The sequence below is a fragment of the Gimesia panareensis genome, from assembly GCF_007748155.1.
GTDB lineage: Bacteria > Planctomycetota > Planctomycetia > Planctomycetales > Planctomycetaceae > Gimesia > Gimesia panareensis.
The window spans coordinates 6,047,304-6,069,512 of record NZ_CP037421.1; the positions used below are offsets into that span (position 1 = coordinate 6,047,304).

General features: G+C 53.1%; 17 protein-coding genes. 9 read left to right on the forward strand and 8 right to left on the reverse strand.

The genetic code is table 11. The features are described 5' to 3' along the window. Nucleotides 1–6 precede the first annotated feature (6 nt). Nucleotides 7–1,608: an ABC1 kinase family protein gene (locus Enr10x_RS22515; RefSeq protein ID WP_145451455.1), complete on the reverse strand. Its 1,602-nt coding sequence runs from the start codon at nucleotides 1,606–1,608 to the stop codon at nucleotides 7–9. A 255-nt stretch (nucleotides 1,609–1,863) separates the two neighbouring features. Here Enr10x_RS22515 and Enr10x_RS22520 point away from each other — a divergent pair, with 255 nt between their 5' ends. Together Enr10x_RS22520 and hemL are read left to right on the forward strand one after the other, a co-directional pair. Further along, complete coding sequence (locus Enr10x_RS22520; RefSeq protein WP_145451456.1) at nucleotides 1,864–3,132, forward strand: PQQ-binding-like beta-propeller repeat protein; 1,269 nt, start codon at nucleotides 1,864–1,866, stop codon at nucleotides 3,130–3,132. Between the two features lie 15 nt (nucleotides 3,133–3,147). Next, entirely contained in the window at nucleotides 3,148–4,443 is a 1,296-nt protein-coding gene (hemL, locus tag Enr10x_RS22525) for a glutamate-1-semialdehyde 2,1-aminomutase (RefSeq protein ID WP_145451457.1), read from the forward strand. A gap of 26 nt (nucleotides 4,444–4,469) precedes the next feature. Here hemL and Enr10x_RS22530 read toward each other — a convergent pair whose 3' ends face one another. After that, nucleotides 4,470–5,528, reverse strand: coding sequence for a M42 family metallopeptidase (locus Enr10x_RS22530; RefSeq protein WP_145113002.1), 1,059 nt, complete (start codon nucleotides 5,526–5,528; stop codon nucleotides 4,470–4,472). Nucleotides 5,529–5,927: 399 nt separating this feature from the next. On the opposite strand from Enr10x_RS22530, the gene Enr10x_RS22535 reads away from it, so the two are divergent. Beyond that, complete coding sequence (locus tag Enr10x_RS22535) at nucleotides 5,928–6,851, forward strand: HDOD domain-containing protein (protein WP_145113004.1); 924 nt, start codon at nucleotides 5,928–5,930, stop codon at nucleotides 6,849–6,851. 41 nt (nucleotides 6,852–6,892) lie between these two features. On the opposite strand, the gene Enr10x_RS22540 is transcribed toward Enr10x_RS22535, so the two are convergent. Further along, nucleotides 6,893–7,333 (reverse strand): hypothetical protein, encoded by a 441-nt coding sequence (locus tag Enr10x_RS22540; protein WP_145113006.1) that lies wholly within the window; start codon nucleotides 7,331–7,333, stop codon nucleotides 6,893–6,895. Nucleotides 7,334–7,863: 530 nt separating this feature from the next. Then, nucleotides 7,864–9,324, reverse strand: a complete 1,461-nt coding sequence (locus Enr10x_RS22545; RefSeq protein ID WP_145451458.1) for a sulfatase-like hydrolase/transferase — start codon at nucleotides 9,322–9,324, stop codon at nucleotides 7,864–7,866. 265 nt (nucleotides 9,325–9,589) lie between these two features. Between Enr10x_RS22545 and Enr10x_RS22550 the strand changes: the two genes are divergently transcribed. Next, nucleotides 9,590–10,867, forward strand: coding sequence for an alpha/beta hydrolase (locus Enr10x_RS22550; protein WP_145113192.1), 1,278 nt, complete (start codon nucleotides 9,590–9,592; stop codon nucleotides 10,865–10,867). A 95-nt stretch (nucleotides 10,868–10,962) separates the two neighbouring features. Here Enr10x_RS22550 and Enr10x_RS22555 read toward each other — a convergent pair whose 3' ends face one another. Continuing rightward, nucleotides 10,963–11,490 carry a DUF309 domain-containing protein gene (locus Enr10x_RS22555; protein ID WP_232093094.1) on the reverse strand — a complete coding sequence of 176 codons (528 nt, stop codon included), beginning with the start codon at nucleotides 11,488–11,490 and terminating at the stop codon, nucleotides 10,963–10,965. 1,503 nt (nucleotides 11,491–12,993) lie between these two features. Here Enr10x_RS22555 and Enr10x_RS22560 point away from each other — a divergent pair. Then, the gene (locus tag Enr10x_RS22560) at nucleotides 12,994–14,223 is read left to right on the forward strand and encodes an aldose 1-epimerase family protein (RefSeq protein WP_145113198.1); all 1,230 of its coding nucleotides are present in this window, start codon (nucleotides 12,994–12,996) and stop codon (nucleotides 14,221–14,223) included. Between the two features lie 286 nt (nucleotides 14,224–14,509). Here Enr10x_RS22560 and Enr10x_RS22565 read toward each other — a convergent pair whose 3' ends face one another. Both Enr10x_RS22565 and Enr10x_RS22570 read right to left on the reverse strand, forming a co-directional pair. Further along, nucleotides 14,510–15,940 (reverse strand): sulfatase-like hydrolase/transferase, encoded by a 1,431-nt coding sequence (locus tag Enr10x_RS22565; protein ID WP_145451459.1) that lies wholly within the window; start codon nucleotides 15,938–15,940, stop codon nucleotides 14,510–14,512. A 14-nt stretch (nucleotides 15,941–15,954) separates the two neighbouring features. After that, nucleotides 15,955–17,268 (reverse strand): Nramp family divalent metal transporter, encoded by a 1,314-nt coding sequence (locus Enr10x_RS22570; protein WP_145113202.1) that lies wholly within the window; start codon nucleotides 17,266–17,268, stop codon nucleotides 15,955–15,957. A gap of 240 nt (nucleotides 17,269–17,508) precedes the next feature. Between Enr10x_RS22570 and Enr10x_RS22575 the strand changes: the two genes are divergently transcribed. From Enr10x_RS22575 to Enr10x_RS22585, 3 genes are all read left to right on the forward strand, one after another. Beyond that, nucleotides 17,509–18,993, forward strand: a complete 1,485-nt coding sequence (locus Enr10x_RS22575; RefSeq protein WP_232093095.1) for a sulfatase family protein — start codon at nucleotides 17,509–17,511, stop codon at nucleotides 18,991–18,993. Between the two features lie 50 nt (nucleotides 18,994–19,043). Beyond that, nucleotides 19,044–19,373, forward strand: a complete 330-nt coding sequence (locus Enr10x_RS22580; protein WP_145113204.1) for a rhodanese-like domain-containing protein — start codon at nucleotides 19,044–19,046, stop codon at nucleotides 19,371–19,373. A gap of 89 nt (nucleotides 19,374–19,462) precedes the next feature. Next, on the forward strand, nucleotides 19,463–20,608 hold the full coding sequence (locus Enr10x_RS22585) for a lactonase family protein (RefSeq protein ID WP_145451460.1): 1,146 nt from the start codon (nucleotides 19,463–19,465) through the stop codon (nucleotides 20,606–20,608). Nucleotides 20,609–20,634: 26 nt separating this feature from the next. Here the strand turns inward: Enr10x_RS22585 and Enr10x_RS22590 are convergent, their stop codons facing one another. Next, nucleotides 20,635–20,838 carry a hypothetical protein gene (locus tag Enr10x_RS22590; protein ID WP_145451461.1) on the reverse strand — a complete coding sequence of 68 codons (204 nt, stop codon included), beginning with the start codon at nucleotides 20,836–20,838 and terminating at the stop codon, nucleotides 20,635–20,637. Nucleotides 20,839–21,093: 255 nt separating this feature from the next. On the opposite strand from Enr10x_RS22590, the gene Enr10x_RS22595 reads away from it, so the two are divergent. Then, a complete protein-coding gene (locus Enr10x_RS22595) occupies nucleotides 21,094–22,083 on the forward strand; it encodes a metallophosphoesterase family protein (RefSeq protein ID WP_145451462.1) in 990 nt (329 codons plus the stop codon). Nucleotides 22,084–22,209 lie beyond the last annotated feature (126 nt).

The following is a 22,209-nucleotide window of genomic DNA, read 5'->3' on the forward strand; positions in this document are numbered from 1 at the left end:
ACGATCTTACAATCGCCCACTGCGAAAGACACCATAAATCAGCCAGATCCCCAACAGACTCGACATCATGAAAATCGGGATACTGATATAAACCAGTCGCGTATCAGATGAGATCGTGATGGCAGAAGCCAGTATCAATGATGACATCACCATTCCGATCGCCAGGCGATTTCCGGAACGGTCCAGTTCGGTTGTCAGGTGATCAATGCCTTTGTGATCGAGGTGAATCCGCAATTCGTCATCGGCCAGTTTCCCCAGTGTCCTGCCAACCTGTTCGGGCAAATCGTGCATGACTTTCGTAAAGCTGCAGGCTTCGGACCAGATCCGGCCGGCAATCGCACGGGGATGATAGCGTTCCGAGGAGAGCTTATAAATATAAGGCTCCATCTCCTGTGCAATATTCAATTCAGGTGCAATCCGCGAAGCCACTCCTTCCAGAGTGATCAGAGCCCGAATCAGCAGCATGATATCGACCGGACAACGGATCCGGTGGATCGCCAGTATATTGATAAAGTCAGTCAGCATCTTTCCGACACTGATCTGATCCAGGGGGACCCCGTAATAATTGCCGATAAAATCGCGCAAGTCGGCCCTGAGTAACTGATGATCCACGACCCGCTTGGCCTTACCAATATTCAGCACCACTTCAACCAGGCGGTTGGTATCCTTTTTCGCCACATTCAGTAACAGATCCACGAGCAGGTCTCGGCGTTCTTCTTCCAGCACGCCAATCATACCGTAATCAATCAAACACAGTGAACCATCGTGCCGAACCCGGAAATTGCCGGGATGAGGATCGGCATGAAACACGCCGAACTCGAATGTCATTTTCATAAAGATCCGCGCCCCATTGGCAGCGACTTCATGCGGACTGATCGGCAGATTCTTCAACTCCTCTTCGTCATCAATGCGGTACCCGTCGATGAACTCCATGGTAATGATATCCCCCTGGGTCAGCTCCCAGAAGATCTTCGGAACATAGAGAGTGGCATCGTCCTGAAACAGACGATAAAACTCGTCGGTCGAGCGGGCTTCTCTGGTAAACTGCAGTTCGCGATGAATGGTCCGAGAAAACTGGTTGACCAGCCCCACCGGATCGAAGACTTCCGCATCCGGAAAATGGCGTTCGATCATTGTGGCCAGTTCGTACATCAGGCTCAAATCCTGCTCGATCACCCGGTCAATGTCGGGGCGTTTGACTTTCACCACCAGGGGAGTGCCGTCATGGTGTCGTGCTTTGTGGACCTGTCCCAGCGAACCGGCAGCCAGTGGAACCGGATCAAACTCAGCATATATTTTATCGATGGGTTCTCCCAGTTCGCGTTCGATAATCGCGATCGCGGTCTCGCTGGGAAACGAGGGAACCCGCTCCTGGAGTTTCTCCAGTTCCACCACGACATCCCGGGGTACCAGATCGGGACGGGTACTGACAACCTGACCAAACTTGATGAATGTCACCCCCAGGCTTTCCAGCGCGAGGCGAATCCTTTTGGCCCGGGTCAATTTGACTTCTGGTTCAGTTCGTTTCCAGAACAGTAGTCTGCGGCCCCAGCGAAGATAGCGTCTCAGGCCAAGTTGATCGACGAGATCGTCAAACCCGTAATTCATGAGAACCGTGACGATCTCGCGACTTCTGCGTAAGTTTCTGATTAACCGTAATGGATTCGAGTCCAAAGTCTTCTCCTGCCCAGCAAGCGATCTCACGAAAACCCTCTTCCGGAAGCGCAGCCTGTTCGATTATCGGTTTCGTCGTTTATCTTATCAGACTATAACAGACGTTCCTATGCAGCCAAGCCCCGATCCTGCTAAAATGAGATTCGAGTCAATCTGGTCACCCATCATCTGGAAGGCGGAGCCCGACACATGAAAATTATTCAAACCATCTTACTGCTGCTTGTCAGCTTCACCAATCCCATTTGCCACGCGGGTGACTGGCCCCAGATCCTGGGACCGTATCGCAATGGCCATGCAGCCGGTGAAACGCTCGCTGCTTCCTGGCCATCAGGTGGACCGGAAGTGAAATGGCAACGCCCGGTTGGAAGTGGGTTCGCCGGACTGGCGGTCTCCCAGAATACCGCGGTACTCTTTCACCGTGTTGGTGATCAGGAAACCGTCGAAGCCTTGAATGCAGAAACAGGTGAGGTTCTCTGGAAACAGACCGCCCCTGTCAGCTACCGGGGGACGTTTAATCCCAATGATGGCCCGATTGCAGTCCCCTTGATCCACAACAACCAGATCTATACTTTTGGAATCGCGGGCCGCCTGCAGTGTCTGGATCTCAAAAACGGCAAAGTCATCTGGTCTCGTGATACCCACAAAGAATTCCAGGTGGGTGAAGGTTATTTCGGAGTCGGCAGCACCCCGATCATTGTGGATGATAAGCTGCTGGTGAATGTGGGTGGGAAACGCAAGCATGCCGGCGTGGTCGCATTTTCACTGGATCGGGGATTTACTCAGTGGCAAGCCATGCAGGACGATGCCAGCTACTCTTCTCCGACCTCTGCATTCCTGCATGGACGCTATTACGCGATTTTCATCACCCGACTGCACCTGGCCGGCCTGGACCCGAAAAATGGAAACGTGCTATTTCAGTTTCCCTTTGGCAAACGGGGACCGACCGTCAATGGCGCCGATCCTGTTGTCGTTGGCAACCATGTCTTTGCTACCTCCAGCTACGGCGTGGGAGGCTTCTGGGGCCAGATCGAGCAAATCGGCACCCGGGAAATCTGGCGTAGTGAAAAACCCATGGCCAGCCAATATACGACTCCGATTGAGTATGACGGCAAGCTGATCGGCATCGACGGCCGCCAGGATATCGGCACAGCACGTCTGATCTGTTTTGATCCGGAAACGCGCAAAGTCAAATGGGAAGAGAACAATTTTGGCTATGCGACGTTACTTGAAGCCGACAATAAACTGATTATCATGAAAACCGATGGCACACTGGTTCTGGCAGAAGCCTCCCTGGAAACCTATAAAGAACTGGCCAGCGAACAAATTTTCAATTCCACCACACGTGCCCTGCCCGCCCTGTCAAACGGACTGCTCTACGTCAGGGACGGCAAGACACTGAAATGCCTGAAACTGGGAGCAGACGCCCCAGCCACACCAGAGAAAACAACTACGAACTAGAGGAACTCATCGACCATGTCAGCCTGTCCCCGCCCTAAAAGTGAAGCAGAATTTGAACGCGCCCAGAAGGTCATCCCGGGTGGAGTGAACAGTCCGGCGCGGGCCTTTGGTGCCGTAGGCGGACACCCGGTTGTCATCGATCGAGGTGAGGGACAGTACCTGTATGATATCGACGGCAATCGTTATATCGATTTCGTCGGTTCCTGGGGCCCCCACATTCTGGGGCACCTGCATCCCCAGGTCATGCCCCGCATTGAAGAAACGCTCAAAAAAGGAACCAGCTTTGGAGCACCGACGGTCCTGGAAAGCGAACTGGCAGAACTGGTTGCAGAACTGGTTCCCTCGATTGAAAAAGTGCGGATGGTGAATTCGGGAACCGAAGCCGCCATGAGTGCGATCCGACTGGCTCGTGGCTTTACCGGACGGGATAAGATCATCAAATTTGCCGGCTGTTATCACGGTCACGTCGACAGCCTGCTCGTCCAGGCCGGCAGTGGCGCTTTGACGCTGGGTGCTCCCTCCAGCCCCGGTGTCCCCCCGGGCTGCACGGCGGATACACTGGTCCTGGAATACAATGACATTGCACAGCTCAAGGAAACATTTTCCCAGACCGGCGATCAGATTGCCGCGGTCATCCTGGAACCTGTCGTCGGGAATATGGGCGTGGTCCTGCCCGAGCCCGGATTCCTGGAAACCGTCAGGGAACTCTGTACCCAACACAGTTCCGTCTTCATTATGGATGAGGTCATGACCGGATTTCGTGTTGCTCTCGGCGGTGCTCAGCAACGGTTTGGTGTGACTCCCGATATCTGTATGCTCGGCAAAGTCATCGGAGGGGGCATGCCCGTCGGTGCATATGGGGGCAAGGCAGAGATTATGGATGCAATTTCTCCCGTTGGTTCGGTTTACCAGGCGGGGACGCTGTCGGGGAATCCGATTGCGATGGCATCGGGCATCGCGACTCTGCAGTGCCTGAGAGAGACCAATCCCTACCCGGAACTGGAAACGAAAACACAACGTCTCACGAAGGGACTCTCCGCTGCCGCCGAGAAAGCAGACCTGCCACACACCATCGCAGAATGCGGCTCGATGTTTACGTTGTTCTTCAATCCGGAAAAGGTGACCAGCTACGCGGTTTCCTCGCAAAACGACACAGATCGCTTCGCCCGCTATTTCCAGGGCATGCTCGACCGTGGGATTTATCTCCCCTGCAGCCAGTTTGAGGCCAACTTTACCTCGACCTGCATGACAGACGACGATATCGACCAGACGATTCAGGCAGCAGAGGAAGTGCTCCAGGAAATCGGCTGATCGATCTCTCCTGACTTCATTCGGTTTCAAGGAGTGAAGTCTGTGTTTTCGTCGATCGCCAGGCAGAAGGCCGCCAGCAGGTTCGCCGCATGCTCGAGGTCTTCCAGCGAGACGACTTCGACCGGGCTGTGCATGTACCGGTTGGGAATCGCAACAATGCCTGTCGCCATACCCCCCTGGTTCAACTGCATCGCGTTCGCATCATTCCCGGCAGGACGTGAAATACTGTTGATCTGACAGGCGATATCGTTCTTCCCCGCCAGTTCAGTCAGTTTCGTATAGACGACCGGATTCACATTAGGCCCCCGATAAACGACCGGACCATCGCCGACGTTGATCTCGCCATTTTCTTTTTTGCTGACTGCAGGACAATCGGTGGCATGGGTCACATCGACGGCGATACCTACTTCGGGTTGAATCGAATAGGCACTGGTCTGCGCACCGCGGAGTCCGATTTCCTCCTGGACTGTCGAGACGGAGAACACACCAAAGTGAGGTGACTTTTGACTGGCCTGCCGCAGTGCCTCGATCACAACCCAGACGCCGACCCGGTTATCCATCCCGGGCGCGGAAGCCAGCTGGTTCAGCATGGGACGAAAGCCGAGCTCGAAGGTAATGGGATCGCCGATGGCGACTATTTCACGGGCTTCCGCTCCATTTTTGGCTCCAATGTCGATCCAGAGGTCTTTGATCTCAGGCACAGTTTTTCGCTCTTCGGGAGTCAACAGGTGAATCGCTTTTCGAGCGATGACCCCGTGAACCGGACCAGAGGCGGTATGCACCTGCATGTTCTGCCCGATCAGCATCTGGATGTCCCAGCCTCCAATCAGATTCGCCCACAAATAGCCGTCGTCATCAATGTGCTGTACCAAAAGACCGATCTGGTCACAGTGCCCGGCCAGCATCACCCGTCGTTCTGCATCGGGATTCACAGCAGCAATCACGTTGCCGTGCAGGTCTGTTTTGACTTCGTCAGCAAACCCTTTCACATATTCCCGTACGACCTCCTGAATCGGTCGCTCGTATCCTGACGGAGCTGGGGAGTGGAGCAGTTTTTTGAGAAATTCCAGTGATTTCGCTTCCATGAGTCTGTCCTGACGATGTTAAAAGTTTGCTGAGCACCCGAAAGCAGGTGAGGCAGCTCCTCTCGAGAGTTACCTGATTATTCGCATGTAAGTGGATGAATTGTATTAACTTATGTGTTTTTTTCAATGCGAGTTGAATTTCGTCAGACTGAGTCGTGTTGAAAGAATGCAACATGGCTCTGCAGGAGGGATTTCATGCGAAAAAAATCTATAAAAGACGGACTCGCACAGGGAATCTTTAAGCTAAGATTTTAATGTGAAAAGCGATCATCCATCGACCTGAACATGAGCTGTACCACACCTTTCAGGGGTATCGATGATCAGTCTGGTAACACCTGAATTTGAGAAACAGTAGAGGACTGTTTCATCTTTTTCTCAGAGAGAGTTTTCGAGGAACCGATGACCGACTGGACAAAACTGCGTAAAGAGCTGATTGGTGAGGGAAAACAGAGCCCTCTCCCTCCCGAAATTAAACTTCCCATGCTGCCGAAAGCCGTGATGGAATTCTCGCGTAAAGCAGAGGATCCCAATTCCACTCCGAAAGAGCTCAGTAAGATTATCGAAACCGATGCCGGGATTTCGTGCGAGCTGTTAAGAATGGTCAACTCCAGCGCGTTCGGATTACGCCGGAAAGTTTCTTCGATTCAACAGACAATTACGTTACTGGGAATTCGTTCTACCAAGCTCTTTCTGGTGACCACCGGGCTGAAACAGGCTATGGCTTCGAACGAATCCAAGCTGATCAACCTGCCCAATTTCTGGAGTACGAATCTGGAACGGGCGCTGATGGCGCGAGAAATCGCCTGCCTGATGAAGGTCGACGCAGATATCGCCTTCTCCGCAGCAATGCTGGAGGACTTTCTGCTGCCCATCCTGTCGAAAGAACTATTTGACCTGTACCTGAAGTTCACGGTCAATCAGGACAGCGAGCCCTGTCTGCTGAATGAATATGAGCGCCGGCATTTCAGCTGGGATCACAGTGCTGCTGCTGCAAATGTGATGCTGGACTGGTCTTTCCCGGACGATCTGATCTGTGCCGTCTACCTGCATCATGAGGGTTTAAAACTGCTCACCGATGATGAACTTGGTAAAACTGCTGCTGCTGCTGTGGCTGTTGCATCACTGATCCCGGATCCGCTTCGGCAAAACCCGCAGGGATTAAATCAGCTGCTGACACTGAATGACGCCTGGCCGGAATTCAAACTGTTTGAACTGGCCGACAAGATCGATCAGGAGTTGAGGGAAGAAGCTTCCACAACCGGAAATTATCTGTCTTTGAAGAACCGCCTTGAAAAGCATGCGGTTCTCCTGGAAGCTGAATAGCTCCCGGTGAACCGCTTCCTGATGGGACTCTGAACCTGGTTTTAAGAAACAGTCGTCGAATAATCATTCGACTGTTTCAGGCTTTTGTCCCACTTTTCCTTTTCCGCACGGACCTCGTCCTCTGACGGTTTATCCTGTGCTGAAGCCAGATCGCTTTTCAGCAGGTAGCGTCCGTCTTCGGTATGCAGACAGAACTGCTTGAACCAGAGCATGCTGGCGACGTTAGGTTGCGGATTGTAGAGAGTGACCGCGATCCCTTTTTCGTACATGTCGTACAGCATTCCGAAAAAGCCGCTCGGAATGTATTTGACTGACGACAGTTCCACGCCGATCGATTTGCATTTTTCTTTATCAACCAGGCGCGTCAGCGTTTCGCGCAACAGAGCCAGATCGGCTCCATCCCAGATTTCCATGGTTCCGAAATCCAGAACGGTTACCCCTTCACGCTCGTAGACGCTCATTCGATCGCGTTTAGATGCCATGCTGTGGTTCTCTCTTTCTGCGGTTGACTATCAAGGCTGTTGAACAGTGAACTGTTAAGAACATTGAATGGACGCAAAGTGCGGACCATTTATGTTCTGATTCACTAACTGCTGTCTCCAGCCCTCGATAAACTCAACAATAAAAGGGAGTTAAGAAATATGGCCCAGTTTGATATTCATTAACTCTTAACGTTGAACGTTGTGCTTTTTCTACATCGAAACAAAGGATTGATGTAAAAAGACATCACGACAGGTTTGCTTGTTGAAACACAGGGAAATGTAAGGCGTTCCGCTCTGTTGCAATATCCATCCTTTACTACGGATCAGAGTTGGTGAATGTTGGATTTTCGCAACATTCGCCGAGATTTTCAGATGACGTTTGAGTCAGGAAAATCTAACAGCACTACGCAACGTTACTGTACAAGCCTGTTTTTCAGGCGAAATGCGGCTGTACACAACGAACGATTCCTGGCAAAAACAAACCCTGTTTCCAGAAGAGAACATGGCCAGCTGACCGTACAGAGCACGGGTCAGTTATTTTTGGGAGACGATTTTTTCTTGCCGGGTTGTTGACCAAAGTTGCGAATCGATTCTGGAACCTGCGTCTGCATTTCCTCGAACAACTTCTGCAGACGGGCCACCACTTCAGGATGAGCCTGAGCCACATTATGCTGTTCGGCTGGATCTTCTTCGAGGTTGAAGAGCATCATCGGCACCGGCTTATCTCCGGTGAGCAGTCCTGGCGGCTGGTCAGGCATCGCCTGCTCGTAAGGCGCAATGATCGTCACGCCATCCGGTCCACGCGGGTCGATCCAGTCTTTTCCCTGGTTCGCCAGCAGCTGCCGGGGGGAGGGTTTGATGTGCAGCTTCCAGGGACCACTCCGTACCGTAAACAGGGAATTTCCTTTCATCGAGAACAGTGCCTCGTGCTGGGTCGGGGCCTGCTTTGTCAGCACGGGAAACAGATCCTTACCGTCAATCACCCGGTCTTCGGGTACTTTGATCCCCGCCTGCTTCAGGATCGTCGGAAAGACATCAATCGAACCGCAGACAGTCTCGATCACCTGGCGGGGAGGAATTTTACCGGGCCAGCGGGCAATCATCGGCACCCGCAGCCCCCCTTCCCAGCTGGTCGACTTCATCCCTGACAGACCTGCCGTATTCCCGCCAAACCAGGGGCCGTTATCTGAGGCGAAAATCACAAACGTATTTTCGTCGAGCTTGAGATCCTTCAGGGTTTTGAAAATCTCTCCCACGCTCCAGTCCAGCTCGGCAATGACATCGCCGTACAGTCCGGCTCCGCTTTTCTTATAAAAGTCTTCAGAAGCGGCCAGAGGCTTATGCGGCATCGCATGCGGCAGATAGAGGAAGAACGGCTTCTGCTGATTTTCCCTGATGAACTCCACCGCCCGCTGGGTGTAACGCTTCGTCAGATTGGCCTGGATGACCGGATATTCAATCACCTTTTCGCCTTTGATCAGATTCACGGGGCGCATGTCGTTGGAATACAGAATTCCCAGGTAATCATCAAATCCGTGACGGGTGGGATAGAACTGTGGATCATGTCCCAGATGCCATTTGCCCACGCACAGGGTGGCATAACCGTTCTCTTTCAGGAGCTCACTGAGCAGAACTTCGCTGTCGGCGATCCCCACACCACTGCGAAATTGTTTCCCGTCCGGAGCCGGATTAAACCAGACACCATGTCGCCAGGGATAGCGCCCCGTCAGTAAGGTCGCCCGCGAAGGAGCACAATACGGAACCGGAACATTGAACTGTGTCAGCCGGGCTCCCTCCGCCGCCATCCGATTCAGGTTCGGCGTTTTGAATTGAGGATGCCCGTAACACTCCAGATCTCCATATCCCAGATCGTCGGCAAAGATGATGATAAAGTTCGGTTTGTCCGGCTGGGCCTCTTTTGCCGGGAGAGAGCGGGACGCGGTAACGGTCAGAAAAATAAGACAACAGAGAATCCTGAGAGCACTTTTCACGGTATTATCCTGTCTGCCTGAGTAGAAGTATCAATGATAGAAGAATCTGCTTCATGGTAGCGGCGGGCTTGAATTCCCAGCATATCAGACCACATAACTCAAAGCAAATCTTGATGTTATGCCCGTCCTCATCCACAACCATGTGTCGGTAAACCCCAGTAATTCCGGGAAAATTCGACTTGAGCCATCCTGATGATTTAAGTATTTTTCCCTATTCATTTTACCACCGCTCGGTTGGATTCGATTCAAACTGCAAGGATGCACGATGAAAGCCCCTCAGCTATTAATCTCACTGGCACTGCTCGGCTTAATGCTGTCAGGCTGTGACAGCGCCAAAGACTCCAAGTCAGAACCAGACTCAGCGAAACCCCCGCGCGTCTCACAGACAGAGACGCCTCCTCCCGAAGCAGAGGCGCCCGATGCTCCCCCAGAAAAGGAACGGGATAAAAAAGAAAAGCACGAGACGATCCGTGTCTTCTATGGAACCGACCGCAACCTGACCGGCTCTTCCAAACCGAAGGAGTTCTTTGGCACCAAACGTTCGACCCTCTCACTCGGTTTCTGCGATGTGAGTATTCCCAAAGACCATCAGCCCGGAGAACTGGAATCGCCCAGCATCTGGAAACTGGAGTTCCGGGAAAATCCGGATAAGCATGTCGTGCTCAAATCCGTCACGCCCTCTTCCGGGTCCCATTTTTTAACCGAACTGCGTAAGACGATTGAAGACTCGATCGAGACCGAAAAGACTTCCGACGGCATCATCCGCCGGGGTGGGGAAGCCTTTATTTTCATCCATGGTTTCAATAACTCCTTCGAAGACGCCGCCCGCAGAACCGCACAGATTGCCTACGATCTGAAATTCAAAGGTGCCCCGCTGATGTATAGCTGGCCCTCGCAGGAAAGCAGTTCGATCTGGGCCTACAAGGAAGACAGTCGGACCGCACAGTGGTGCGAAGAGAATGTCACCCTGTTCGTGGAGGCGATTGCCAACGAATCGGGAGCACGCAAGATTCACCTGATTGCCCACAGCATGGGAAACCGTGTCCTGTCCCGGGCGCTCAAAAATATCTCCCAGAAACTCGAACTGACCCACCAGGATCAACCGCTGTTTAATGAAGTCATCCTGACGGCTCCCGATATCGATGCCCAGGTTTTTAAAGACTCCATCGCCCCGCATATCGTACAGACGGCTGACCGGTTTACCATTTACTCCTCGTCAGAAGATCTGGCATTAAAAGCCTCCCGGGTCGTCAATTCGTTCTGGCATCAGCGACTGGGTGAAGGGGGCTCGTACCTGACCGTGTTCCCCAAATATAAGAAGATCAACGTCGTGGATGCCTCCGATATCGACACCAATCTGTTCGCCCTGGGGCATTCCTATCATGCCGACAGCCCCACGGTGCTCTCAGATGTCAGACTGGTCTTTCAGGGAATTCCCGTCAATCGCCGCAACCTGCGTTCGCTGTTACAGGACCTGGCCTGGAAATTTCAGAGCAGCGGGAACAGCCTGCTCGGACGAGCCATTCGCGGCACGTTTCGATGAACGAGCGACTGTGAACCTGAGTAGATACAAAAAAAGAGCACACCAAAGTGTGCTCTTTTCATTTGAACTGTCGAAGCAGATTCAAGGGTAGCTGTTTAGCCCAGCGGGAACGGTTCCGGTTCCAGCAGGAAGGGGAAGACCCGAATCGGTTCGCCCATGGTCAGGTCATCCGGATACTTCAACTGGGCAGCCCGGTCGGCAGCGAACTGTAAGCGGGTCAGTTCCAGCCCACAGTAGTGATCGGCATTCGACTCTGCAGCCACATCAGCGAAGACTTCACCAGCGGAAGCGGCATGTCGACGCACGCCATGAATACTGCCTTCACGCACTTTGATGCCGGCAGCAGAAAGTTTCACCAGCCCCTTCAGGAAACGACCGGGGATCGAATCAGGACCACAGACGCGCAACAGACGTTCCCATTCATCATGGGCTTCCCAGTAGTAACCCAGGTTGAAAAAGTCGATGGCGTTCAGGTAGTTCCGATGCTCCATCCAGTTTTCTTCGGTGAGGGCCTTCGGAGGTTTGGGTTTATTACCATAACTGTGCCCTTTGGGATCACGGTAAGGGTGCGGCAGATTCTTGCCGGGCACAAACGTATATTCAGGCAGTCGGGATGATGGCAATAAACGTACAACTTCAGCAACAGGATAAACCATCCTATAAAATCTCCAATTTCTCTTTAACTAGCTAAAAACAACAAATTCAGAGTCTGTTCAGCACACAGCAACAGAAGCGCCCGGGAGGCACTCGAAGAATCTGAGAGGTCAGGAATTCACACTATCGAATTTAACCTAACTTATTTATTCGTAACAATTTCCGCACAGGTAGCGCAAACTGAATTTACTTGGGCTCCGCCCCTCTTCCAAATGGGCTCGCTTGTTGTAGGCTCACAGTGTCAGCATTCAATGCAGCAGAGAGCAAAGGGGTAGGAAACTGATAAAACAAGCTGAAACAGCTTATTTTCAAGCTTTAACTCACCCATCATATACAAGCTTTTTCGAACTTAAAGACCAGATTTTGTAATTTGCGCCAATTTGAGAAATTTCCCTGACACAGGTTCCTGTCAGTCAATCCCTCCCACAGACAGACCAGAAATTGAACTGATCGCCAACAACACAGAACAACATAAACACATACAATATAAACACTTACAGAACCCGACCTGTTGACAAAACATTCGATCACTTCTGCAGCAGGAAAGGCAGTTCTGTCTCGCCATTCCACGTCTCCACCAGCTTGAAAAATCCATTCCGGTGAAACCCTCATCGACATTGAGAAAAACTTCCCGTAGCCGGTAAGCGAGATCCCCCTCTGGTCTTCTCCTGCCTGGATCTCACCTGACAAACCGGCACGACTTCTCATTCGACACCAGTGCATGCCTGCCTCTGAAACTGAAAAGATTGAACTTGATCCTCAGCTCCCGAATCGTATTCTGGTCCAAATGTGGCTCGCGCGCGAGGCGGATTAGCGAACACTGGAACAAGCCGAACCAGTGACTCAGAAACACCTGAATCAACGTCGATTTTCACTGGCTGTCTACGGAAACAAGCCGCACACGTTCGCAAAGTTCGCCCCTCTCTGTTCAGGGCAAATCGGGACAAAAACCGGCCAGAAAGGGACAAAATCCGGGACATATCAGGACAAAAACCGGTCACATCGGGACAAAATTTTGTCTTGTCTTCCACGCGCCATTTTACAAAATTGAAAATCATCACAAAGCCTCGAACAAAAAGCTGAGCGGAATGGCGCTAGCCACCGGTAATTTAATACGCCCCCTTCCACAAAACCGGCGGTTAGCGCCGTGCCGCTCACATAGTCGGGTGAGCCTGAATAAAATTTGGGTCCACTCATAGACTGAGCCCGGACCAACCAGGCATTCTATGATAAAGAACCTCATCCCTGTAGATGAAAACAGAGCACCTGCCCGGATGAGCGGCTGTGAAACAATCCCTCTCTGTCATTCCCCCCCCAACAACGAAACACACAATATTTTGCTGGCCACACTGATTTGAAATCGATAGCATGAAACTTCCTGAACAGGATTGCCCCTGACGCACATGACGCCATCTCGACCGTCATGCAAAACAGACTCGAAAATCTTTTGGTGGAATCACGGAGCGCTCAACATGTATCACCTTACCTTTTGTCTCATTGTTATCTCTGGCCTGTTGAGTTTATTCCCCGGAAACAGCTGCGCCGAAGAGCAACGGCATGTACTTACCAGTCTGGATGGCAAAGTAGATTGCGAGACATGGGAACTCAACGGGGATGGCTGGTACGTGAAAAAGGAAACATTGCACGGCGGTAAACAGGAAGGGGTCGAACTAATCACCGTCGATAACGGCGTGATGCAGATCGTTATTATCCCCACGCGCGGCATGAGCATCTACGAAGTCCGCAGCAAAGACATGCGGCTGGGCTGGAATTCCCCCGTCGAAGGCATCGTGCACCCAGCATTCATCGACCTGGAAAGTCGCGGCGGTCTCGGCTGGCTGGAAGGCTTCAACGAATGGATGGTCCGCTGCGGACTCGAGTTTGCCGGGCATCCGGGCACGGATGAATTCGTCAACAATACCGGTGATACCGCCACCATGGATCTGACCCTGCACGGGAAAATCGGTAACATCCCGGCCAGTAGCGTTGAAGTGATCGTAGACTCCGAGCCCCCCCACCGCATTCGTGTCAGGGGGATCGTGTTCGAGAAATTCTTCTACGGCCCGAAACTGAAACTCACCGCCGAAATCTCGGTCGTGCCCGGTGCAGACACGTTTCGCATCGACGATACGATCACCAACCTGGGCAGTGCCGACCAGGAATTCCAGATTATCTATCACACCAATTTTGGTGAACCGCTCCTGGGCAAGGGCGCAAAATTGCATGCAGCGATCAACAAAATTGCCCCGATGAATGAGGAGGCCGCCAAAGGCATCGACAACTTTGCCACCTACGCCGGTCCTACCCGTGGCTACATCGAACAGGTCTACCTGGTAGAACCGCTCGCCAATCCGCAAGGCATGACGGGCGCGTTGCTCCAGAACGCGAAGGGAGACCGTGGTGCCTCGATGTTCTGGTCCACGAAACAACTCCCCTATCTGACGATCTGGAAAAATACCGCTGCCGTGGAAGATGGCTATGTCACGGGCATCGAACCCGCGACAGGCTATCCCTATAACCGGAAAATCGAGCGCGCCGCCGGCCGCGTCCCCAAACTGAAACCGGGAGAAACGCGACAGTTCACAATCGATTACGGTCTGCACGCCGATCAACAGTCAGTGAAATCAGCCATCAAAAAAATCGAGACGATTCAAGGTAAACACCCTGTCGAAGTCCAGCACAAGCCCTCTGCAACCAATTAACCGGAATCGATTTGTATCCTGATCAAAATTGAGAATGCAGGGGGGCAGGTCCAAATGAACCTGGCACAGGGTAGGCCCGAATGCAATTCGGGCCGAGCGCAGCGAGCAGGAAACTGACAGTGTTGCCTACAAGCCAGGGAATGATAAATGGCGGAACAATTCCAGCAAATCTTTTTCGTGTCTTTCGTGCTTTTCGTGGTAGTAAATCTTTAACAAATAGGAATCGCAAGGAACAAACAGGATCAGTTTTCAATTGTGAGAGACCTGATCTTTTTTTCCTGTCATACTATTTGCCGGACTTCTCCGCCTCTTTCTGCCGCGCTTCTTCCGCCCGGATTTTCCGGGCCGAGATACTGCGAAATTCCCAAGGCAGCTTCGCATTTTCCGGCAGCGAATTCAGCACGCGCTGCAGTTCCGTGTGGGAGGCTCGACTGGCCTTGTCAGTTTTGACGCGTTCGCTCTGCGCCAGATCGTGCTGTTCCAGGGGATCCTCTGAGAGATCATAAAACTCGCCGCTGGAATACAGCTTGAACCGCTGGTCCCGCACCACACGTTGCTTGTAATACTGAGTCAGACACCAGGGACGCCAGGGCTCTTCCCGGGGCTGATTCAGAATCTGCGGCGCAAACGACCTGCCGTCAATCGTCACACCGGAAGGGAGCGGCGCGTCGGCCAGGTCAGCCAGCGTCGGCAGAAAATCGGCAGCGTCGATCAGGTCATCACTGATGCGCTCGCTGCCCACCAGTTGGGGACAGTTGATAATCAGCGGCATATTGATGCCCTGCTCTTTCAGCGAGTAAATCCCCTCGCCGGAGACGCGGCCGTTGATCCGCCCTCCCAGGCTCTGCTCGGCATTCTGATCGGTTCCGTTGTCGGTCCCGTTATCGGGGACAATAAATAGAATTGTATTGTCACGAATCCCCAGTTCGTCCAGCGTCTTGACGAGCCGCCCGATCAGGTAGTCGGAATAATTCAGCATGCCGGCAAACTGCTCGCGTGGCGTCAGATCCTGCCCGACATTGTGAGGTGTATGCACCACCGGAATGTGAGTCAGAATCGTCGAGTAATAGGCACAGAACGGCTTATCCCGATGCGTTTTCATATAATCGATCAGATAGTCGGTGAAGATATCCGGACCAAATTTGCCCTTCGTCTCCAGCCGCTTCCCGTTCTGAATGACATACGGATCCCAGTACCGCTGCTTATGTGCCGGGTGCCCTTTTTTCCCCTCCGGAAAAATACAGTATTCCTGAAACCCGTGCTTGATCAGCGCGTCTTTCTGTGCAGGGTCGAACAGATCATTGATCTGCCACTTCCCCGAGATACACGTGTGATAGCCCGCGTCGCGGAGAATCCGCGCAAAGCAGATCTCCCGGTTCCAGTCGAAATAACCACCGCCATAGATCGCCGGATCGTGGTGCGTATGCCAGCCGGAACGGAAGGGGTACCGACCAGTGAGCAGCATATGCCGGGTCGTACTGCAGACCGGCGTCACATAACAGTTGCGAAACCGCAAGCCGGTATAAGCCAGATGGTCGATGGTCGGCGTCTGGTTTTCCGAGCTCCCGTAACAGCGGAACCAGTCTTTACCCACATTGTCGAGCAGAATAAAGATGATGTTGGGCCGCTGGTCTTTTTTTGCTTCCGCAGCTTGTGCGGGCAGACTCAGCACCAGACTGAAACAGATCAGACAGACAATTTGCAACAGACGTTTCATATCACTCTCAGCTCTCAATTTCGAGTCGCAAGTTTCATTTCCGCAGGTTCGACCTGAATGACGGCCGCGGTTTCTCCACGCATTTTCTGAATCTGGGGCAGCACTTTCTCACTGGCGATATACCAGGCCATCCCCAGCAGCAGCACAAAGCCGATGCCCGCCAGCAGATTCATTCCAATCCCGTTTCGATGTTCGCCCATCACTTTTTTACTGCTGGTCAACAACAGCAGGGCACCCGCTGCCAGCGGCGCAGCCACGACCGTCACGGCCTGTGCCGCCACAATCGCCACCACCGGTTTTGTGCCTGATTGGATCACGTAGATCGCGACAAACATCCCGGTCAGCAATACCGCAGCCGTCAAAATACGCGTCCATTTATCCTGCGGCGTGCCTCCCAGTCCCAGGCTGTCGGAGAGAATAAACCCGCCAATCATGGAATTCACAATGAAAGAAGAATAAGCCGCAGAGAACAGACCAATACAGAACAGAATCTGGCCTTTATCACCAAACAGCGGCTGCAGAGCATTCCCCACATCACCGACCCCATTCAATTGCTCTCCGCGGAGCACAGCCGCAGCAGTCGACATGAGCATGATTGTAATCAACGCCATGATCGTCACGCTGATAACAGAATCGATGCGACCATCTTTCAGATCTTCCACTTTCCAGCCTTTGAACCGCGCCAGATAAGACTGGTAAAAAGCAGCCGAGATCACGAAGGTCGTCCCGATCAGCCCCAGCAGCGAAATATTCAGAATCGAATCCAGTCCGTCGCTGCCATAACCGGGGATCAGGCCTTCCGCCATTTCCAGCAGATTCGGTTTCGCAAAAAACAGATTGATCGCAAACGAAACCAGCATCAGCCCCACAAAGATTCCCATCAGCCGTTCGACCAGTTTATATAGATTCTTAAAGCCGAACAGAAATGCAATCGAAATTGCATTGAAGATCACGATACCGTATTTGAAATCCGTAAAGTTCTCCAGGGCTGAATGCACGCCCAGGTTGTTGCCGAACTGATAGGCGGCTGAAATGAAAAAGACGCCGCAACCAATCAGAATGGTTAAGGGCCGTCCAACGGTTTTAGCCAGCAGCGTACAGGTCGACTCGCTGGTCACCGTCCCCAGCTTCGCCCCCAGCGAGGTATAGACCAGCATGAAGATCACCGAAATCAGCACGACCCAGATCATGCTGTAACCGTCTTTGGCTCCCAGGTTGGAACTGGTCAAAATACTCCCCGGTCCAATCACAACGCAGGCGGTGACCAGCCCCGGTCCAATCCGTTGCGACCAGTGTTTCTTTCCAGTTGTCGTTTGTTCTTCTGTCACGTCAGCGGGTATCCTCTTGGTGTCGATCTTGGGTAGACATAAAAGTACGTTGATTATTCATTATGCCAATCCTGAGGCGTGACACAATCCATTTCACAGCCTGTCTGGTTTTATTTTGGAAACAGTCGCGGTACTATTTATGATGAAGAGAGACCAGACGGAATCGGTCTCTCTCACTCACCTGCATTGTTCCAGCCTTACTTCCTGAAACCACACCGCATTCAACCAGAGGATGATATCGTGAACAAAATCATCTGTTTCAGCTGCCTGCTCGGGTTTGTCTTCTCCGGTCTGACTGTAGAATCCGCTTCTGCAGCCGCCGACAAAAAAACGCCCAACTTCATTGTCATCTTTTGCGATAACCTCGGTTATGGCGATATTGAACCCTTCGGCTCCACCGTCAACCGGACCCCCTGCCTGAATCGCATGGCCCGAGAAGGACGTAAATTTACGCACTTCTGCGTCACCGCCGGCGTCTGCACCCCATCGCGGGCCTCCATCATAACCGGCTGCTATTCTCAACGCGTCGGCATGCACTGGAATCCTCGCGACGGACAGGTGCTCCGCCCGATCTCTCCCTATGGTTTGAATCCGGAAGAAATCACGATCGCCGAAGTCCTCAAGCAAAAGGGCTACAAGACCGGCATGATCGGCAAATGGCATCTGGGCGACCAGGCCCCTTTCCTGCCCACGAAACAGGGCTTCGATTATTTTTACGGCATCCCCTACAGTGATGACATGACCCAGGCAGTCGGACAGCGGCTCGGCGATCGCCTGGATGGCAAAAACTGGCCCCCCCTGCCCGTCATGCTGAACGACAAGGTCATCCGGGCCGGCGTCGATCGTAACCTGCTCACCAAAGACTACACGGAGAAAGCGGTCGAATTCATTGAACAGAACAAAGACCAGCCCTTCTTCCTCTATTTCCCGCAGGCCATGCCCGGCAGTACGAGCAAACCGTTCGCCAGTGAAGCCTTCCGGGGCAAAAGTAAAAGCGGTCCCTGGGGAGACAGCATCGAAGAGCTCGACTGGTCAACCGGTCAACTGCTCGACAAGCTCGTGGAACTGGGCATCGACGACAATACGCTGGTCATCTGGACGTCAGACAACGGCTCCCCCATGGGCAAAGACATGAACAGCACGGAACGCGGCACCAATAAACCGCTACACGGTCGCGGATATACCACATCGGAAGGGGCCTTTCGCGTTCCCACCATCATGTGGTGGCCGAAACACGTTCCCGCAGATACGACCTGCACGGAATTCGCGACCACAATGGATCTGCTGCCCACCTTCGCCGATCTGGCAGGCGCCAAAGCCCCCACAGACCGGATCATCGACGGTCACGATATCCGCCCGCTGATCCTCGGAGAAAAAGGAGCCAAGAGCCCCTACAAGGTCTTCTATTACTACGCGATGGACCAGTTGCAGGCGGTCCGCAAAGGTCCCTGGAAGCTCTTTGTGCCGCTGAAAGAATTCAGCCGACATCCGCACTTCAAAAAAGGGGAAGGCTCTCAGCCGCTCCTGTTTAATGTCGTCACTGATATCAGCAGCGAACACAATGTCGCCGCGCAGCATCCGGAGATCGTCAAAGAACTGATGGACCTTGCCGAAAAAGGCCGCGAAGATCTGGGAGATACCAATCGCCCCGGCGCCAATCAACGTAAGGCAGCACACATCGATAATCCGGTGCCGCCGACGCTCAAAACAACGTCGACAAAATAATAACTATTCACTGAATTGAAACTGATTCCGCCTGAACCTGAAAGTAATCCATGCCACCCCTGGAAATCGACTGCAAGTCCGTCAAAGAGAAACTTGATACAAATCATTCCTTCCTCCTGCTCGACTGCCGGGAACAGAATGAATATGACCACGTCCACATCGATGAATCACGCCTGCTCCCAATGAGCGAAATTCAGGAGCGGGTCGGAGAACTGGACGAACATCGGGCTGAGGAAATCGTCGTCTACTGCCATCACGGCATGCGGAGCCTGCAGGTCACCACCTGGCTGGCACAGAACGGCTTCACGAACGTCAAAAGCATGCAGGGAGGCATCGATGCCTGGTCCTGCGAAATCGATGAGACAAAACCACGTTACTGAGCCCGGCTGTCGCTGGAACAATAACGCGCTGCTAAAATGGGCTCACAGTATTGAAGCTTCATCTTTGAAATCACTGCGGGGAGTTTAAAATGTCATACGAACATGTCTTCTATCTGTTTCCACTGGCCATCGGCATGGTACTCAGTAGTGCCTCGCAGGCCACAGCCGCGGAAGAACCACTGGTCTTCATCTCCGCCTTTGCCCCGGGCGACAAAGGCGCGATTCACGCATATAAACTCAATCCCGCCACAGGCGCACTCACAGAGGTCGAACGTACCACGGATGTCGAGCACCCGTTTTTCCTGGCGGTCTCACCCGACAATCAGTATCTCTATTCGATTCATGCTCCCGGAAAATTCGGCGGCAAGGACAACGAGTTTATCACCGCCTACAAACTGGAAGGACGGACCGGCAAACTGCAACAGCTCAATCGGCAGTCCTCACTGGGAACCGCCTCCTGCTATCTGGATATCGACGACACGGGCAAAGCGGTCGTCGTTGCCAATTACACTACAGGTAGCATCGCTTCCCTGCCCGTCAAAGCCGATGGTTCCCTCGGTGAAGCAGCCACGTTCATCCAGCACAAAGGTTCCAGCGTCGATCCCAAACGCCAGCAGGAACCGCACGCCCACTGCAGCGTCATCAGCCCCGACCAGAAATATGTCTTCGCCGCCGACCTGGGACTGGACAAAATCCTGTCCTACCGACTGGATCCCCAGACCGCGAAATTGACTCCCAGCCCGCAGCCCTTCGTGCGAACCATCCCCGGCGCCGGACCACGACATCTGACCTTCCACCCCAACGGCAAGCAGATGTATGTCATCAACGAGCTCAAGAATTCCATCACCAAATTCGATTACGATCCCGAGACCGGCTTCCTGATCGAAGGTCAGACCATCGACACGCTGCCCCCCGACTTCACAGGAGTCAGCCACTGTGCCGATCTGAAATTCACGCCCGATGGACGTTTTCTGTATGGCACCAATCGCGGACACGACAGCCTGGCTGCCTACAGCGTCGACAAGCAAGGGAAACTATCGCTGATCGAAATCATCCCCAGCCTGGGAAAAGGCCCTCAGAATCTGGCGATTACCGCGGACGGGAAATATCTGCTCTGTGCCAACATGCCGGGAAACAATGTGGTGGTCTTCTTGATCGATCAGCAGACCGGCAAGCTGACAGCAGTCGGCGAACCGGTCTCGATCCCGAGTCCCTCCTGCATCATGATCCGCTGATTCACTCGTTAGCGGAAAAGAACAGCTTATTCTGGTTTCGGCTCAGGCTGCGATTTGTCATCCGCGTTTTCGTCCGGATGCTTCGCGTCGTATTCGTCCATCAGCATGGAAGGACAGGTCTCTTCCTCTTCGCACTGCCTGCAGATCACGTGAATCAGGTCCGCGCTCCCCAGGCGTAACTGATTCTCTTCGCAAAACCGGTAGAGTTCTTTTAAATGTGTGCAGACCATAACAGAGCCTCCTGAATATCAGATGATCGCTCTCTGACCGGCAGGGAGCGGGAGTCTTAACAGACAAACCTAATTGTTGTTTTTCTGAGGGTTTCCTGCAAGAGGAATTTCGTGCAAGATTTCCTCAACCGTGCCTCAGTTGCTTCTCTATCAGGCAGATCTGTACGATACTTTAAGGGAACCGATCTGATTCCCTTACCAATAGTCGTTTGCGCTGCGATTCTGAACGAAAACCGAATGGAAGACAGGTAACTTATGACCCACTCCGACGCACCCTGGACGTTTCTGCATGTCAACGACAGCCACATGGGCACCGCCCGCTCCTACCGCTTTCGACCCGCGATCAACAAACGCTGGGCGGCCATTAAACAGCAGATGTCGGAAATCGACGCCGACCTGCTTCTGCACGGCGGGGACCTGACCCGCGACGGGGACACCCACGAATTCGAATACGAACAGGCCCGCGCCGATCTGGACACGCTCCCCTTCCCCTCGTTTGTCATCCCCGGCAATATGGATGTCGGCAACAAACACACCTCCGTCAACGGTGTCAAACCCCGCTGGGATCCCAAGGGACTGGGCTGGAACGACCCGGAATTGAACATGACGGGCAAACGCCTGGACCTGTTCGCGAACTATTTTGGCCCGTTGCAGTGGACCTTCCTGCATCGGGACGTGCGTTTCACCGGCTTTTACGCCGCGGTCGCAGGAACCGGACTGCCACACGAGGACCGCTTCTGGAAAATGCTGGAACGTCTCCCCGACCTGCCGGCCGGCAAGCATCATGTTGCCGTCATGCATTACTGGCCCTTCATGGAATCCCCCGACGAACCCGCCTGGGACCTGACCATCGGCGAACAGTATGATAACTGGTACTTTTCCATCGATCCCCCGCATCGCCAGCGACTCTGGGAGATCCTGAAAGCAGCGAAAGTGGAAATCCTGTTCTGCGGCCACGTCCATACCGGACGACCGGTGCAGCACGTGGACGGCATCCGCCTGTATCGTACCCAGGCCTCAGGCAACACGGGACAGCTGGCGGAACGCTGGCCCGAAGCAGACACCCGCTTCGGCTTTCATCGCTGTGATGTCTCTGATTCCGGTATCGAAGTCACCTTCATTCCCGGTAACGATCAATGCGACGAGTTCGGCACGTTCGGCCCGCTGGGTCATCCCCCCATCGAAGAACGGGACTACTCCGTCGCCGAAGAGCAACCTCCGCTGCAAGCCGATACGGATCTTTAAAATGCTTGAAAACGGAATGCTGACGGCCTTCTTAAATTTGTCATGATTTCTCCTGCTTTCCGCTTCCCGTTCCCGACTTGAGAGAACTATACTCCAGATCAGATCACACACCTGTCTGGTCTGTTC